Annotated in this window: 13 protein-coding genes; 6 read left to right on the top strand and 7 right to left on the bottom strand. The window is 63.2% G+C overall.

Annotated features, from left to right (window positions below; translation table 11 throughout):
- The first annotated feature begins 119 nt into the window (after positions 1 to 119).
- Positions 120 to 581, top strand: coding sequence for an Lrp/AsnC family transcriptional regulator (locus J2D77_RS13490; RefSeq protein WP_207846835.1), 462 nt, complete (start codon positions 120 to 122; stop codon positions 579 to 581).
- Positions 582 to 729: 148 nt separating this feature from the next.
- Here the strand turns inward: J2D77_RS13490 and pgm are convergent, their stop codons facing one another.
- Positions 730 to 2,397 (bottom strand): phosphoglucomutase (alpha-D-glucose-1,6-bisphosphate-dependent), encoded by a 1,668-nt coding sequence (gene pgm / locus J2D77_RS13485; protein ID WP_207846834.1) that lies wholly within the window; start codon positions 2,395 to 2,397, stop codon positions 730 to 732.
- Positions 2,398 to 2,762: 365 nt separating this feature from the next.
- On the opposite strand from pgm, the gene sucC reads away from it, so the two are divergent.
- From sucC to J2D77_RS13460, 5 genes are read left to right on the top strand one after another with little or no spacing between them, the layout of a single operon-like run.
- Positions 2,763 to 3,962, top strand: a complete 1,200-nt coding sequence (sucC, locus tag J2D77_RS13480; RefSeq protein WP_207846833.1) for an ADP-forming succinate--CoA ligase subunit beta — start codon at positions 2,763 to 2,765, stop codon at positions 3,960 to 3,962.
- Positions 3,962 to 4,837, top strand: a complete 876-nt coding sequence (gene sucD / locus J2D77_RS13475; RefSeq protein WP_207846832.1) for a succinate--CoA ligase subunit alpha — start codon at positions 3,962 to 3,964, stop codon at positions 4,835 to 4,837. The genes sucC and sucD overlap by 1 nt, the downstream gene beginning before the upstream one ends.
- Before the next feature lie 45 nt (positions 4,838 to 4,882).
- On the top strand, positions 4,883 to 5,521 hold the full coding sequence (locus J2D77_RS13470; RefSeq protein ID WP_207846831.1) for a GNAT family N-acetyltransferase: 639 nt from the start codon (positions 4,883 to 4,885) through the stop codon (positions 5,519 to 5,521).
- Complete coding sequence (locus J2D77_RS13465; RefSeq protein WP_207846830.1) at positions 5,518 to 6,396, top strand: carbon-nitrogen hydrolase family protein; 879 nt, start codon at positions 5,518 to 5,520, stop codon at positions 6,394 to 6,396. The genes J2D77_RS13470 and J2D77_RS13465 overlap by 4 nt, the downstream gene beginning before the upstream one ends.
- A 14-nt stretch (positions 6,397 to 6,410) precedes the next feature.
- Positions 6,411 to 6,830: a ketosteroid isomerase-related protein gene (locus tag J2D77_RS13460; protein WP_207846829.1), complete on the top strand. Its 420-nt coding sequence runs from the start codon at positions 6,411 to 6,413 to the stop codon at positions 6,828 to 6,830.
- Positions 6,831 to 6,892: 62 nt separating this feature from the next.
- On the opposite strand, the gene J2D77_RS13455 is transcribed toward J2D77_RS13460, so the two are convergent.
- From J2D77_RS13455 to holA, 6 genes are all read right to left on the bottom strand, one after another.
- Complete coding sequence (locus tag J2D77_RS13455; RefSeq protein WP_207846828.1) at positions 6,893 to 7,540, bottom strand: TetR/AcrR family transcriptional regulator; 648 nt, start codon at positions 7,538 to 7,540, stop codon at positions 6,893 to 6,895.
- Between the two features lie 276 nt (positions 7,541 to 7,816).
- On the bottom strand, positions 7,817 to 9,061 hold the full coding sequence (locus J2D77_RS13450; protein ID WP_207846827.1) for a DUF2075 domain-containing protein: 1,245 nt from the start codon (positions 9,059 to 9,061) through the stop codon (positions 7,817 to 7,819).
- 295 nt (positions 9,062 to 9,356) lie between these two features.
- The gene (locus J2D77_RS13445) at positions 9,357 to 9,674 is read right to left on the bottom strand and encodes an antibiotic biosynthesis monooxygenase family protein (RefSeq protein WP_207846826.1); all 318 of its coding nucleotides are present in this window, start codon (positions 9,672 to 9,674) and stop codon (positions 9,357 to 9,359) included.
- Between the two features lie 186 nt (positions 9,675 to 9,860).
- Positions 9,861 to 10,301 (bottom strand): MarR family winged helix-turn-helix transcriptional regulator, encoded by a 441-nt coding sequence (locus tag J2D77_RS13440; RefSeq protein ID WP_207846825.1) that lies wholly within the window; start codon positions 10,299 to 10,301, stop codon positions 9,861 to 9,863.
- Positions 10,298 to 11,794 carry a tetratricopeptide repeat protein gene (locus J2D77_RS13435; RefSeq protein WP_207846824.1) on the bottom strand — a complete coding sequence of 499 codons (1,497 nt, stop codon included), beginning with the start codon at positions 11,792 to 11,794 and terminating at the stop codon, positions 10,298 to 10,300. The genes J2D77_RS13440 and J2D77_RS13435 overlap by 4 nt, the downstream gene beginning before the upstream one ends.
- A gap of 655 nt (positions 11,795 to 12,449) precedes the next feature.
- Complete coding sequence (gene holA / locus J2D77_RS13430; RefSeq protein WP_207846823.1) at positions 12,450 to 13,475, bottom strand: DNA polymerase III subunit delta; 1,026 nt, start codon at positions 13,473 to 13,475, stop codon at positions 12,450 to 12,452.
- Positions 13,476 to 13,507 lie beyond the last annotated feature (32 nt).

Below are 13,507 nucleotides of genomic sequence, written 5' to 3'. Positions count from 1 at the left end.
AATTTCAGTCCGTTACGGTGCCGTCATTGTGTGATGAAGGAACGATAGACCGGGGGAGACGGCAAAAACTGCCATTTTTTTTGATGGAAATAACTCATTTTGTTGTCATATGATGCGATATGGCTAGAAAACTCGATCAAACAGACAGGGCGATCCTTCGAATCCTCCAGAAACAGGGTACGCCCTCGCAGCGCGAACTCGCCGAAAAGGTGGGGCTTTCGCAGAATGCGTGCTGGCGAAGGCTGAATGCGCTGCGCGAAGATGGCGTGATCGCGCATGACACGGTGCGACTGAACGCGGCGGCACTCGGTCTTGGCCTTACGGTATTCGTCCTGATGCGGACGCGGCATCATTCACGCGAATGGTTCGAAATGTTTCGGAAGGTCGTCAGTGCGATTCCGAACATCGTTGATTTTTACAGGATCGCGGGAGAATACGATTATCTGCTCAAGGTCGTGGCCTGCGACATGAACGATTTCGATCGGGTCTATCAGCAGATCATCAACAAGGTGGAACTGGACGGCGTTACCTCATACATGACCATGGAGACACTGGCGGATAACAGGGATCTGCCAGTCTAGCCCAGCAACTGGCGATCAAACGAGAGGCTGCCTATCGGGCCGGGGCCGGTTACGCCCATTATGACTGAATCAGGGAATTCGGGCGCATCGCCATGCGAAGCGACAAGGCCCATACCCCGGGTGACGGGGCATGGGAAATTGCCCGGGATCAGCCAAGCTTTTTCTCGGCCGCCTTGGCAAACAGGGCGGAAATCGCATTTTGCGCTTCGGTCTGGATCGCCTTGAGATGCGCCTCGCTCTTGAAGCTTTCAGCGTAGATTTTATAGACGTTTTCCGTGCCCGACGGGCGGGCGGCAAACCAGCCATCCTTGGCCGAAACCTTCAGCCCGCCAATGGCCGCCCCGTTACCGGGCGCGTGGGTCAGGGTGCTGACGATCGGCTCCCCCGCCAGTTCGGTCATGCCGATCTGCTCGGGCGACAGGTTTTTCAGAATAGCCTTCTGTTCCGGGTCGGCCGGGGCGTCGATACGTGCGTAGTATGGCGTGCCGAGGCGTTTGGTCATGTCCTCATACGCGGCTCCGGGGGTACGCCTGGTGCGGGCCGTGATCTCGGCTGCCAGCAGGCCAAGGATGATGCCGTCCTTGTCCGTGCTCCAGACCGTGCCTGCACGCCGCAGGAAGGACGCGCCGGCACTTTCTTCCCCACCAAAGCCCAGCGTGCCCTGGTGCAGACCATCAACGAACCACTTGAATCCGACTGGCACTTCCACCAGCTTGCGGCCGATTTCCCTGGCTACGCGGTCGATCATGCTGCTGCTGACCACCGTCTTCCCCACACCCGCACCAGCACTCCAGTTTTCGCGGTTGCTGAACAGGTATTCAATCGCGACGGCCAGATAGTGATTGGGGTTCATAAGCCCGTATTGGCCCGACACGATGCCATGGCGGTCGGCATCGGTATCGTTGGCAAAGGCAATGTCGAACCTGTCCTTCATCCCGACCAGACGCGCCATGGCGTAGGGGGAAGAACAGTCCATGCGGATCTGCCCGTCCCAGTCGGCGGTCATGAAGCGAAAGGTCGGATCAATGTCCTTGCTGACGATGGTGGCGTTGATGCCGTATTTGTCGATGATCGGCTGCCAGTAATCCACCGCGGCCCCACCCAGCGGATCGATGCCGATGGACACGCCGGAGTCACGGATGGCATCCATGTCCACCACGGCCGCCAGGTCATCCACATACGGGGTGATGTAGTCATGGCGCTTGGTGGTGGGAGCCTTCAGCGCCTCTTCCAGGCTGACGCGCTTCACGCCGTCCATGTGCCTGGTCATGTAGGCGTTGGCCGCATCTTCCACCACCTTGGTGATGTCGGTATCCGCCGGGCCGCCATGGGGAGGATTGTATTTGTATCCGCCGTCTTCCGGGGGGTTGTGAGATGGCGTAATCACCACGCCATCGGCCAGGTCGCTGCTGCGATCGCGGTTATAGGTGAGGATCGCGTGGGAGATAACCGGCGTGGGGGTATAGCCATCCCGCGCATCGATGCGGACGTCCACCCCATTGGCTGCGAATACTTCCAGCGCGGATTTCAGCGCAGGCCGTGACAGCGCGTGGGTATCAATGCCGATGAAAAGCGGCCCGGTAATGCCCGCCCTCTTGCGGTAGTCGGCAATCGCCTGGCTGATTGACAGAATGTGGTTTTCATTGAAGCTGGTGGCCAGCGAGGATCCACGATGCCCCGACGTGCCAAACGCCACACGTTGCGCTGCAATGGCAGGATCGGGCTTGCGGGTATAATAGGCGTCAAGCAGGGCGTCGATATTGACAAGACGGTCCGGATCGACCGGTTTGCCGGCAAATGGGCTTATGCTGGGCATTGACTGCTCCCGAAATACGATAGGCAAAAGCGTATATTCTATCCATTTCCTTACAAGCCGATATCGACAGCGTCCACCCGTGCATCGCCCTACGCAAGATGGCCTGACGGCACAGGGAACGTTTTATGCGGACAGATACCCAATGGGGGGCACCCGAAAATTCCGCCCTGGCATGTCCGCTCGATTGACGGGGCATGGGCTCTCATATATTCAACAAATGGTGATTAAACTGGTGCCGGTCGTTGCGGTGCGGGATCGGGTTTGGGGGAGCGTTCTCACGCGTCGGGCAACGGTGCGGCGTGTGGTCTCACCATGCCGATTTTTTGCGCCTTGCGATAGCATCGTTCCGAAACTGACAGGATAGCATGAACATTCACGAGTACCAGGCGAAGGCGATCCTGAAGTCGTTCGGGGTGCCGGTGCCGCAGGGGCATGTCGCCCATTCGCCGGTCGAGGCAAAGGAGATTGCAAAATCCCTGCCGGGCGATGTGTTCGTTCTCAAGGCCCAGATCCATGCCGGGGGGCGTGGGGCAGGGCATTTCGTGGGTGAACCCGCCAGTGGCGGCGTGCGGATCGTGCGCAGCGCGGCGGAGGCGGAACGTGTCGCCTGCGAGATGATGGACCGCGTTCTCGTCACCCGCCAGACCGGGCCTTCGGGGCGTCTGGTGCGCAGGCTGTATGTGGAGGCCGGCTGCGCCATCGCGCGCGAACTTTATCTGTCGCTGCTGATCGACCGCGCAACTCGCAGTCTTGTCATTGTCGCCTCCCCCGATGGCGGCATGGATATCGAAGATGTCGCGGCCAGAACGCCCGAGCGTATCCTGCGTGTGGCAGTCGATACCGGGCTGGGGCTTATGGACTACCAGGCGCGCAATCTGGCCGTGGGGCTTGGCCTGTCGGGGCGGCTGATCCAGTCCTTCGCGGCCTTGGTGCGCGCGGCCTGCAACGCCTTTGCCAGGCTTGACGCCGCCCTGATCGAAATCAACCCGCTGGTGGTGACCGAAGGGGGCGACCTTCTGGCCCTGGATGCGAAAATGGGCTTTGACGACAATGCCCTGTTCCGCCACGCCGATATCGAGGAACTGCGTGACGAGAACGAGGAAGACCCGCGTGAGGTCGAAGCCTCGCGCTTCGGCCTGTCCTATGTCGGGCTGGACGGCACGATCGGCTGCATGGTGAACGGGGCGGGGCTTGCCATGGCCACCATGGATATCATCCACGCACAGGGGGAAGCCCCGGCCAACTTCCTCGATGTCGGGGGTGGGGCCACGCGTGAACGTGTTACGGCGGCGTTTCGCATCCTGCTGGCGGACCCGCAGGTGGAAGGCGTGCTGGTCAATATTTTCGGCGGCATCATGCGCTGCGACCTGATCGCCCAGGCCGTGATCGCCGCCTGTGGCGAAGTGGGGCTGAAAATGCCGCTGGTCGTAAGGCTGGCGGGCACCAATGTGGAGGAAGGACAGGCCATGCTCGAAGCATCCGGCCTGCCTGTCACGGTCGCACAGGATCTGGGGGATGCCGCGCGCAAGATCGTGGCCGCCGTCCGCGCGCGGAGGACTGTCTGATGGCTATTCTGGTCAATCACGAAACACGAGTGCTGACACAGGGCTTTACCGGTGCGCAGGGTACGTTCCATGCCCAGCAGGCTTTGGCCTGCGGCACGCGCATGGTGGGCGGGGTGACGCCGGGCAAGGGGGGGGCCACGCATCTGGGCCTGCCGGTGTTCGACACCATGGCCCAGGCGGTGGATGCGACCGGGGCCACGGCCAGCGTGATCTATGTTCCGCCCGCCGGGGCGGCCGATGCCATACTGGAGGCCATCGGGGCGGAAATTCCGCTGATCGTCTGTATTACCGAGGGCATTCCCGTGCTGGACATGCTGCGCGTGCGCACGGCACTCGACCGGTCGTCCAGCGTGCTGGTGGGGCCGAACTGTCCGGGGATCATCACGCCCGGGCAATGCAAGATCGGCATCATGCCCGAACCCATCCACCGGCCGGGGCGCGTGGGCATTGTCTCGCGCTCGGGCACGCTGACATACGAAGCCGTGGCCCAGACATCCGCCCTGGGCATGGGGCAGAGCACGAGTGTGGGCATAGGCGGGGACCCGATCAAAGGGCTGGACTTCATTGACGTGCTGGAGATGTTCCTGGCCGACCCGCAGACCGATTCCATTATCATGATCGGTGAAATCGGCGGCCAGTCGGAATGCGAGGCCGCCCGTTTCCTGCGCGACAGCCGCACGACCAAGCCGGTTGTGGGGCTGGTGGCGGGGCTGAGCGCGCCGCCGGGTCGGCGCATGGGCCATGCGGGGGCGGTTGTCTCCGGCGGGGATGACACCGCCGCCGCCAAGATCGACGCCTTGCGTGCCGCAGGGGTGCATATCGCCCCCGATCCCTCTTTACTGGGGGCTACATTGCAGGCAGTCCTTCGGGGCTGAAGGATACGGGCCGGATAACGGACCACGGGAGCTTGGACCGAAGACATGAGTATCACCATCGAGACACTGACCGGCACGGATATCGTGCCCATCCTGCCCGACCTCGCGCGCCTGCGGATTACCGTTTTCCGCGAATGGCCGTACCTGTACGATGGCGATACCGCGTATGAACAGACCTATCTGGGCCTGTATGTGCGCAGCGCCGGGGCGGCCGTTATTGTCGCGCGCGACGGGGCGCGCATTGTCGGGGCTTCCACCTGCCTGCCCATGCGCGATGAAATGGATGCCATCCGCGCACCGTTCGAACAGCGCGGCCTGTCGGCGGACGATTTCTTTTATTTCGGTGAATCCGTGCTGCTGTCCGCTTACCGGGGGCACGGGCTGGGCGTGCGGTTTTTCGAGGAGCGCGAACGCCACGCCCTGGCCACCAGCACGGCCGATTTCGCAACCTTCTGCGCCGTGCGCCGCCCGGCCGAACACCCGGCCAAGCCCGCGGGGGCCACGACCCTGCACGCCTTCTGGGCCAGGCGCGGTTTCCAGCCCCTGCCGGGCGTGACCTGCGCGCTGGACTGGAAAGAGCCCGGACAGACGGAAGAGACATCCCACCTGCTTGATTTCTTCATTAAACCGCTGCGCGACAAGCCGGTGCCCGCCGTGCTTTTGCAACAGGAGAACGCCCTATGAACAAGCCCCTGCGTCTTGGCGTGCTGGCCTGGGAAGTGGCCCGCAACCGCACGATCGACGATTACGCAACCCATCTGGATACACTGGTGGCCGAAGGGGCGGCGCAGGCCGACCTGCTGCTCATGCCCGAATATTCCTGCATGGAAGTGGCCGGTGCCCTGACCGACAGGCCCGATCCCTCCGCCGAGCTTGAAGCCGTATGCGCGCAGAGCGACGCCATTCTGGCCATCATGCGCGACGCCGCCCGCCGCCATAAGGTGTGGCTGATGCCCGGCACGCTGCCCCGGCCTGAAGCAGGCTTCGTGCGCAACCGCGCCCCCCTGATCGCCCCGGACGGGCAGGTCGCCTTCCAGGACAAGCATGTCATGACCCGGTTCGAAAACGAATCCTGGGGTGTGCGCGCGGGCGATCCGCCGGGCGTGTTCGAAACGCCCTGGGGCAGGATCGGCACCTCGATCTGCTACGATTCCGAATTCCCCATGCTGGCCCGCGCGCAGGTCGAAGCCGGGGCGTGGCTGATCCTGGTGCCCACCTGCACCGATTCCATGCACGGCTTCAACCGCGTGCGCATTTCGGCCGAAGCCCGAGCCCTGGAAAACCAGTGCTTTGTCGCGGTCTCCCCTACCGTGGGGCTGGCCCCCTGGCTTGCCACACTGGACGAGAACCACGGCTGCGCCGGCGTTTACGGCCCGGTCGATCGGGGCTTCCCCGATGACGGGATCATGGCCGAAGGCAAGCTGGATGTGGGTGGCTGGGTTTTCACCACGCTCGACCCTGCAACCTTGGACGAGGTGCGCGAGAACGGTGCGGTGCGCAACTGCCGCGACTGGCCCAAAACGGTGCCGGCCGCGCGTATCCAGCCTTTTTCCGCCTGAACAGGAAGACATATATGTCCGCAGAGCAGACACACGCCCTGATCGCATCCTATTACGATGCCTTCAACCGTGAAGACCATGCCGCCATTCTCGCTTTGCTGAGCGAGGATGTCGTCCATGACATCAACCAGGGCGGGCAGGAGATCGGGCGTGACAAATTCGCGGCCTTTCTCAAACGCATGGACGGGTTCTACCGCGAACGCTCGGCGGACCGGGTTGTCATGACCACGCCCGATGGCGCGCGCGCCGCCGTGGAGTTCGTGGTGCATGGCGAATACCTGAAAACCGAGCAGGGCCTGCCGCCCGCCACGGGCCAGAAATATGCCCTGCCCGTGGGCGCGTTTTTCGCTATTCGCGACGGGAAAATCACGCGCGTGACGAACTATTACAACCTGCCTTTGTGGGTCCGCCAGATCAACGACGCCAGCGCCTGACCCACCCGGCCCGCGCGTGGGTGACGGCGCGCGGGCAAAACTGGCAGGCCCGTTGCCACTGTTCAGGTGGCTTCGATAAACATGGGCAGCACGGTCTTGACCAGCCGTTCCTTCAGCGATGAAATTTCGCTCAAGGGCAGGTCACCGCTGCGGCGGATCATCATCAGTGGCAGCATGATGGCCCCCATGAGCATGCGCAGCGTCAGTTCGGGCGTGCTTTCGCCCAGCAGGCCATCGGCCTTCGCGTCGTTCAGCAAAGGCAGCATGGCCGCCTGATAGGGCTGCCAGATCCGCAGCATGACGTAATCCTGCCGTGCACCGGGCTGGCTCATCTCATCGGAGAGGAATTTCGCCAGTTCGGGTATCTTGCAGTTGGCGGCGATAAAGCAGGACAACCCTTCGCGCACGCGCTGTTCTATGGGGGCGGTGTCGTCGTGCAGGCGCATGATGTCCTTTTGCGCCTCCGCCAGCCGATTGGCGATTTCATCGACCACCGCTTTCCACAAATCCAGCTTGGAGCCGAATTTGTGCGAAATCAGGGCTGCGTCCACCCCGGCCGTGGCCGCGATGTCGCGCAGGCCCGTTCCATCGAAACCGGTTTGGGAAAAATGTGCCAGGGCGGCACCCAGGACAATCTCCCGGCTGGCCGGTGTGCCCCGTGCCGGGCGGCCGCGCTTGCGGGGAGCGCGCGATATATGGGGAATAGGCACGCGAGGCCTCATCGACTTCAGGAAAAGAGACTGGATATTACCATAAAATTTTCCATTCGTATATTCACCAAGCGCTCCAAGCCATGCGCTGGGGACAGTGCGCCTTAGCCGTGCACCCCGCAAGAGACCGGTCAAACGTCAGCCCCGGGAATACCCGCTCAACAGATAAAAGTTTTTGGTGAAGCTTTTTTCAAAAAGCTTCAAGGACTGTCACCTTTTCAAAAAAAGGCGACACAAAAAACTTTTAGTATTATCAAATGGTTGTCGCAAGGCGCTCTAGGCATGCGTCGCGGTGTGTGTCGCGTCTTCCGGCTGCCGCACCCCCAATGCCGCGCGCAGGGCCGGGTTGCTGGCGTAAAGATACAGCCCCCGTGTGCCCCGTGTCATCAGCACGTTGATGGCGTTGAGCATGATCTGTTGCTTGACGGTGTCGGGGTCGTGCAGGTGGCCCCGCCCCGCAAATGCGGCGCCGTCCTCATACCGGTCGGGGTCGATGACGATCCGCCCGCAAGCCGGGTCATATGTGACCGAGGGGCCCAGGATCAGCCCCACGTAATTCAGGTCGAACCCCTGCACCGTGTAGACGGAGCCGACCTCGTCGATCGTGTCCGCCCGTTCGGCCCAGGGCAGGCGCTGCTCGGGCCGCGCGCGGTCCCAGCGCAGCCTGAACGCCCCTTCCTCTATAAAATGGTCATGCCCGTCCAGCGTATAGGGATAATCATAGGTGGATAGCATGCGTGACAGGCCATACGTGGCGTTGCGTGCGCGGATATCGCGATACATGGCGGCGGCATCGTCATAGATGCGGAAATCGAAATCCTGCCTTGCGGGCAGGGGCAGAAGCCTTGCATGGCAGAAGGCGCTGATCCATTCCAGCATGTCGGGCCTGGCCCGTACCCGGAACTGTTCCGTCAGGGTGCAGACCTCGTGCGGGACGGGGCCCAGGATTTGTGCAAGGCGCTGATCGTCCCAGTAGCTTTTGAACTTCAATACCTGTCGCGGGTCGAACACGAGAACGACCACACGGCTGAGCCGGATGATTTCACGAAGCTGGTTGTCCTGCGTGAAGCGGTTGTAGCGGTCGGCACGGCTGAGCAGCAGATGCGCTTCGTCCACAAAGACGATATCGGCCCGCTGCCCGGCCTTGTCCATGTGGTTTATGAAAGTGGTGGGGCGTTCATAGTCTTTTTTGCGCAATGTCGGTGATGATTCGGCTATGTTGCGATAAAGCTTTATCATTTCGGGGTGGTTGACCAAAAACACGTTGCGCGTGCCTGCCAGCGGGCCGGTGGCCCCCTTTGCGCGCGCCGCCTGCTGGAGAACGGCGAACGCCTTGTTCAGCACCAGGCTTTTTCCCGTTCCCGCATCCCCATGAATGACGAGAACCGCATGGCTGTCGCGCTCATGGTTTTCGCAGAAGGTGGTGATGCGGCGCACCAGCGCCTCCTGCGCGGGGCTGAGGGCGCGCTGGGGAGATAATTTGGTCTCGGAGCTGTTGTACTCCGCTATCGGTTCAGCCATCGCATGCTCCCCACTGTCCCGCCTGCAACCACGCCCCGCCACCCGGCAGGGAAGGGGCAGGGCACCGCCATCCCCTTACCGCCCATTGTCATTGCGCAGGCGCAGGAAGGATGCGGACAGATGCAGACTATCCCGCCCGGCCTGGCTTGCGTAGCGGGGGAGAGCATTAGCAGCGTTGCGTACGCGACCGCACCTTAGGTTTATGGGCCCGTGCGGTGCGGAATACAGGCCCCATCAGGGGTGCTGCGGGCTATGGCCATGGCTTTTTCGAGACAGGTGGGGGCAGCGCCCAGGCTCAGTCCGCCGTGACATTCTGCAACACCGTGAACCCTTCGAAAACGGGTGGGCCGACTGTCAGCGGCTGGCCCTGGCCCGCATTGGCATGGGCGGCGCGGAACTGGTCTGACCGGGTCCAGTCTATGAACGCATCGTACGAAGCCCACACCGTGTGGGACGCATACAGCACGTATTCGTCATGTACAGGGCCTTTGAGAAACTGGAAGCTGACAAATCCCGGTACGGTTTTCAGCAGCACGTCGCGATCCAGCCAGCGCTTGCGAAAAGCCTCCTCGCTGTCGGGGCGAACGCGAAAGCGGTTCATGGCGATATACATGGTCTGTGCACTCCTGTGTTGTGAACGTGACGGCCTGCACGGGCGGGGCGGCGTGGCTGGCTGCACGGGGCGCGGGCCCCGTCGGCCTTTCACATGGTCCTTCGCTGCTCCGGCCTGTTCCTTGCCCGCTGAACAGGCCTGCGCCCGACAGCGGGCGGTGTCCTGTACAACGGCTGGCGCGTGGGTTCAGATATCCTCCAGGGCCAGTTTTTTCAGAACCTGCAAGGCGGCAATCCGTTCGCACGCATCCAGCGGGGCAAGGGTCAGTTCCGTTACCGCACGGGCCGCGGGTATGGTGGCCTGGAGCAGTTTTTCCCCCTCGGGCGAAAGCGATACCAGGCGCTGGCGGCGGTCCGCCTTGTCCTGCACCACGCAAAGCAGGCCGCGTTCCTTCAGCCGCGCGACAATATCGCGCAATGTGGCATGGTCGATCGCGGTGGCGTGGCTGATCTGGACCAGCGGGGCGGTGCCAAGCTGGCTTATGGCGACCATGGTGGCGAACTGTACGGAGGTCAGCCGGTCGTCAGCGATTTCCTTCTGGAAAATCGCCGTATGGCGCTGATAGGCGCGGCGCAGCAGATGGCCGATCTGCATATCCAGTTCGTAGTCATGGTTGTGGGCATTCATGCTGGGCTGCCTTGTTCGTTGCGGGCATGTGTGCGGGCGAACTGGCGCAGGTCGGCGGTCATCCGCGCCATGGGGTCCGACCAGTCGCGGGGTTCGACCTGCCGATAAATCCGCAGGCTGTCATACCAGGGGGAATCGATACGCCCGGAAAGCCAGCGCCAGCATTGTTCCAGGCGCGACAGCATCCAGGTCGGTTTTCCAAGCCCTGCCGCGACATGGGCCGTGGCGGTATCGACCGTGACCACAAGGTCAAGCTGACTGACAAGGGCCGCCGTATCGCTGAAATCATGCAAAAGCGCTGTGTGGTCGAACAGGCGCATGCCCGGTGGGGGTATGCGGGCCTGGTCCGATTTTTCGCCCACTTGCAGGCTGTAGAACAGGGTGCTGGGCACGGCCCCGACCAGGGGCGCGAAGGTTGCAAGATCGGTCGAGCGCTGGCGGTTGGCCTGTTCGGCCACCAGCACTTCGGCATGCGGGGCACCGGCCCAGACCAGGCCCACGCGCAAGGGTGCCGCCCCCGCTCCGGTTCCGGCCCCCGATGCCACGCCGCTGGCCTGTGCATCCTGCGCCAGCTTTTCGGCCCAGAAGGCGGCCTTGCGCGGATTTGTGCGCAAATATCCCTGCGGGCAGGGAATGGTGTCCAGCGTCGTGCCCAGCGCGCGGGGCAGGCTGAGCACGGAACATTGCAGGTCATGCGCGGGGGTGGGATCGTCCTCGCTCAGGAAGACCTGGTCGGGAAAGGACTGGCGCAGCAGGCTGAGCAACTGAGGCCTGACACAGGTAAGCGTGCGCCCGCCGCGTGCCGCTGCAAGGGGGATGAAGCGGGCGAACTGGATCATGTCGCCAAACCCGCCTTCGGTATGGATCAGCAGCGTGCGCCCGGCAAAGGATTCGCCGTTCCACAAGGGGGCGTGCAGGCTGTTACGGCTGTCCAGCGTGTTCCACCGCCATTCATATTCTTCAAAACCCCGGCGATAATCGCCCTGTGCCAGCAGGGACAACGCGTAGTTGGTGCGGGTCAGCGCGTTCCGGGGGGTCAGTTGCACGGCGGCGGCATGGAATTTCTGCGCCAGTTCGTGCTGTCCACGTTGGTCCAGCAGCATGCCAAGGTTGCTCAGGGCCAGCGCATGCACGGGATTGCGCCTCAGGCACTGCTGGTAGGCTATAATGGCGTCATCATAAATCTGGAGCCGGAACAGCGCGTTGCCCATGTTGGACCAGGCATCCGCCAGGTCGGGTGCCAGGGCCAGGGCCCGCGCCAGTACCTCCCGCGCCTGGTCAAAATGCCCCAGGGTGCATAACAGGCCGCCGTAATTGCTCAGGGTTCGGGCGTCATCGGGGTTTCGGGCCAGGGCCTGCCGGTAGGCCTGCTCAGCCTCGGCCAGATGCCCGGCCAGTTGCAGCGCTTCGCCACTGCCGGGGGGATGCGGGGCCTGCGCCGCCGACACCGGTTCGGCGGAAGGGGCTGCCTGGCTTGTCCGGTCTGGCTGCATCGTTCATTCCCCCTGCTGCGTGCCGCACGCCCCGGTATACCCCCAAACGCATGGATTGGATGGCACGGGTTGGAACAGGATGCAACGATGGCACGGAAGGCGGGCGTTACCTGCCATCGAATAAAACGAGGAAAAACAGGCTGAAAGTGTGTGTTGGTGTCCGCGGCGGGATTCGAACCCACGGCCCCAGGATTCATCCCACTGCGGTTTTCACAGCCGTTGCCGCCACCGGCAGGCCGGGGGGCACGTTTGTGGGCTGGACTGTCCCTTTGCCATGGACCTGCATGCAGGTCTTTAGGCACCGCCCGTCCAGTCTCTACACCTTCCGCCCCAAGGGGCGGCTTGGCTCGGGATTGGCAAGGCCTTGCGGCCGTAGCGTTCCCCGACTTTGAGCGGATTCACCATGACGTTTCCTGACATGGTGCCCAATTTTACCCAGGAATCCTGTGCTCTATCCTGCTGAGCTACGCGGACACACGCGCCCTGTATACAAAACCCGTTCTCTCCCGGCAAGGGGGAACGCCGGGACGGGGAGCGGGGGTGGCATTGCCGGCGGCCCTGGGGTTAGTGCGACGGCTATCCGAAGGTTTCGTGCCAAGGTCTGTGCCAGGGGGCCGTACGGGCAGGGCGTGCGGCAGAGTGTGAACGAGCGTGTTCAGCCCCGCGCGCTTTTGCTGCCGGCCTGGGCCGCGCGGGCGCTGAGTATGGCGACCTGGCGGCGGCAGAGCAGCGTGTCGGGGGCTCCGGTCTGCTTGCAGGCCAGTTCCAGCGCCTGCCAGGCCGCGGTTTCGCGCGTCAGGGCGGGCAGGGACCACAGTTCAAGCGCGCGGCCGAAGCTTGCCGTGCGCTTGAAGAAAACAGGTGGGCGCAGGGTTTTCAGCGCGTCGGTGCGGCTCATCCCGCTGGCCATGGCCGCACGCACCCGGCGCAGGCGGTGCAGATGCGCCAAAAAGGCGCGGATAATGGCAATGGGGCTCGTCCCTTCGGCCAGTGCGCGTTCCAGCGCCAGGTCGGCCTGCGCCCTCTGGCCCTCGGTTGCGGCAAAGGCTGCATCCTCCACCGAAACGCTGCCCGCATCCCCAATGCAGGCGCGCACGTCTTCCAGGTCCAGCTTGCCGCCATCGCCTGCGTAAAGCGCCAGTTTTTCAACCTCGCTGCGTGCCGCCGCGCGGTCGGCCCCCAGCCGCGTCGCCAGCCAGTGCAGAGCATCGGCATCGATCCGCACCTGATATGCGCCCAGCATTTTGGCGACACTGCTTTCCAGGTTGCGGCCTTCTTCGGGGTAGCAGCCGATGGAGGCGCAATCGGGTCGGCTTTCGACAAAGGCCCGCAATTTGGAGCGCGAGGCAAGGCCCGGCGCCTCGAGCACAATCAGCGTGTCTGTCTTCTGGCCCAGGCTGTGTTCGAGCGGTTTGAGCTGGCTGTCCGACGCATCGCGCACGCGCACCACGCGCCGCCCCCCCATGAGCGAGAGGGCCGTTGCCTCCTCCTCCAGCCGGTCATGGGTTTCGCGGTCCAGCACGGCAATGCGGAACGGGTCGTCTGTCGCCCCCACGATCTTGCGCACGGCATCCTGCGCGCGTTCGCGAATAAGCCCCGTATCCTCGCCGTAGAGCAGGATAACCCGCCACGCCCCGGGGTCGGCCAGGACGCGGGGCAGGGTGCGGGCGTCAATTTTCATGGGCCGGGCTCATGGGCTGAAGTCACGACCGG

The sequence above is a fragment of the Acetobacter garciniae genome (assembly GCF_017377735.1).
GTDB classification, from domain to species: domain Bacteria; phylum Pseudomonadota; class Alphaproteobacteria; order Acetobacterales; family Acetobacteraceae; genus Acetobacter; species Acetobacter garciniae.
The sequence above is the reverse complement of the archived record's forward strand: the minus strand, read 5'-3'. Positions and strand labels throughout refer to the sequence as shown.

Bases quoted from the DNA above. Each gene is read 5' to 3' on its own strand.
- J2D77_RS13490 (WP_207846835.1), top strand. From the start codon at position 120: ATGGCTAGAAAACTCGATCAAACAGACAGGGCGATCCTTCGAATCCTC.
- pgm (WP_207846834.1), bottom strand. From the start codon at position 2,397: ATGCCCAGCATAAGCCCATTTGCCGGCAAACCGGTCGATCCGGACCGT.
- sucC (WP_207846833.1), top strand. From the start codon at position 2,763: ATGAACATTCACGAGTACCAGGCGAAGGCGATCCTGAAGTCGTTCGGG.
- sucD (WP_207846832.1), top strand. From the start codon at position 3,962: ATGGCTATTCTGGTCAATCACGAAACACGAGTGCTGACACAGGGCTTT.
- J2D77_RS13470 (WP_207846831.1), top strand. From the start codon at position 4,883: ATGAGTATCACCATCGAGACACTGACCGGCACGGATATCGTGCCCATC.
- J2D77_RS13465 (WP_207846830.1), top strand. From the start codon at position 5,518: ATGAACAAGCCCCTGCGTCTTGGCGTGCTGGCCTGGGAAGTGGCCCGC.
- J2D77_RS13460 (WP_207846829.1), top strand. From the start codon at position 6,411: ATGTCCGCAGAGCAGACACACGCCCTGATCGCATCCTATTACGATGCC.
- J2D77_RS13450 (WP_207846827.1), bottom strand. From the start codon at position 9,061: ATGGCTGAACCGATAGCGGAGTACAACAGCTCCGAGACCAAATTATCT.
- J2D77_RS13445 (WP_207846826.1), bottom strand. From the start codon at position 9,674: ATGTATATCGCCATGAACCGCTTTCGCGTTCGCCCCGACAGCGAGGAG.
- J2D77_RS13440 (WP_207846825.1), bottom strand. From the start codon at position 10,301: ATGAATGCCCACAACCATGACTACGAACTGGATATGCAGATCGGCCAT.
- J2D77_RS13435 (WP_207846824.1), bottom strand. From the start codon at position 11,794: ATGCAGCCAGACCGGACAAGCCAGGCAGCCCCTTCCGCCGAACCGGTG.
- holA (WP_207846823.1), bottom strand. From the start codon at position 13,475: ATGAAAATTGACGCCCGCACCCTGCCCCGCGTCCTGGCCGACCCCGGG.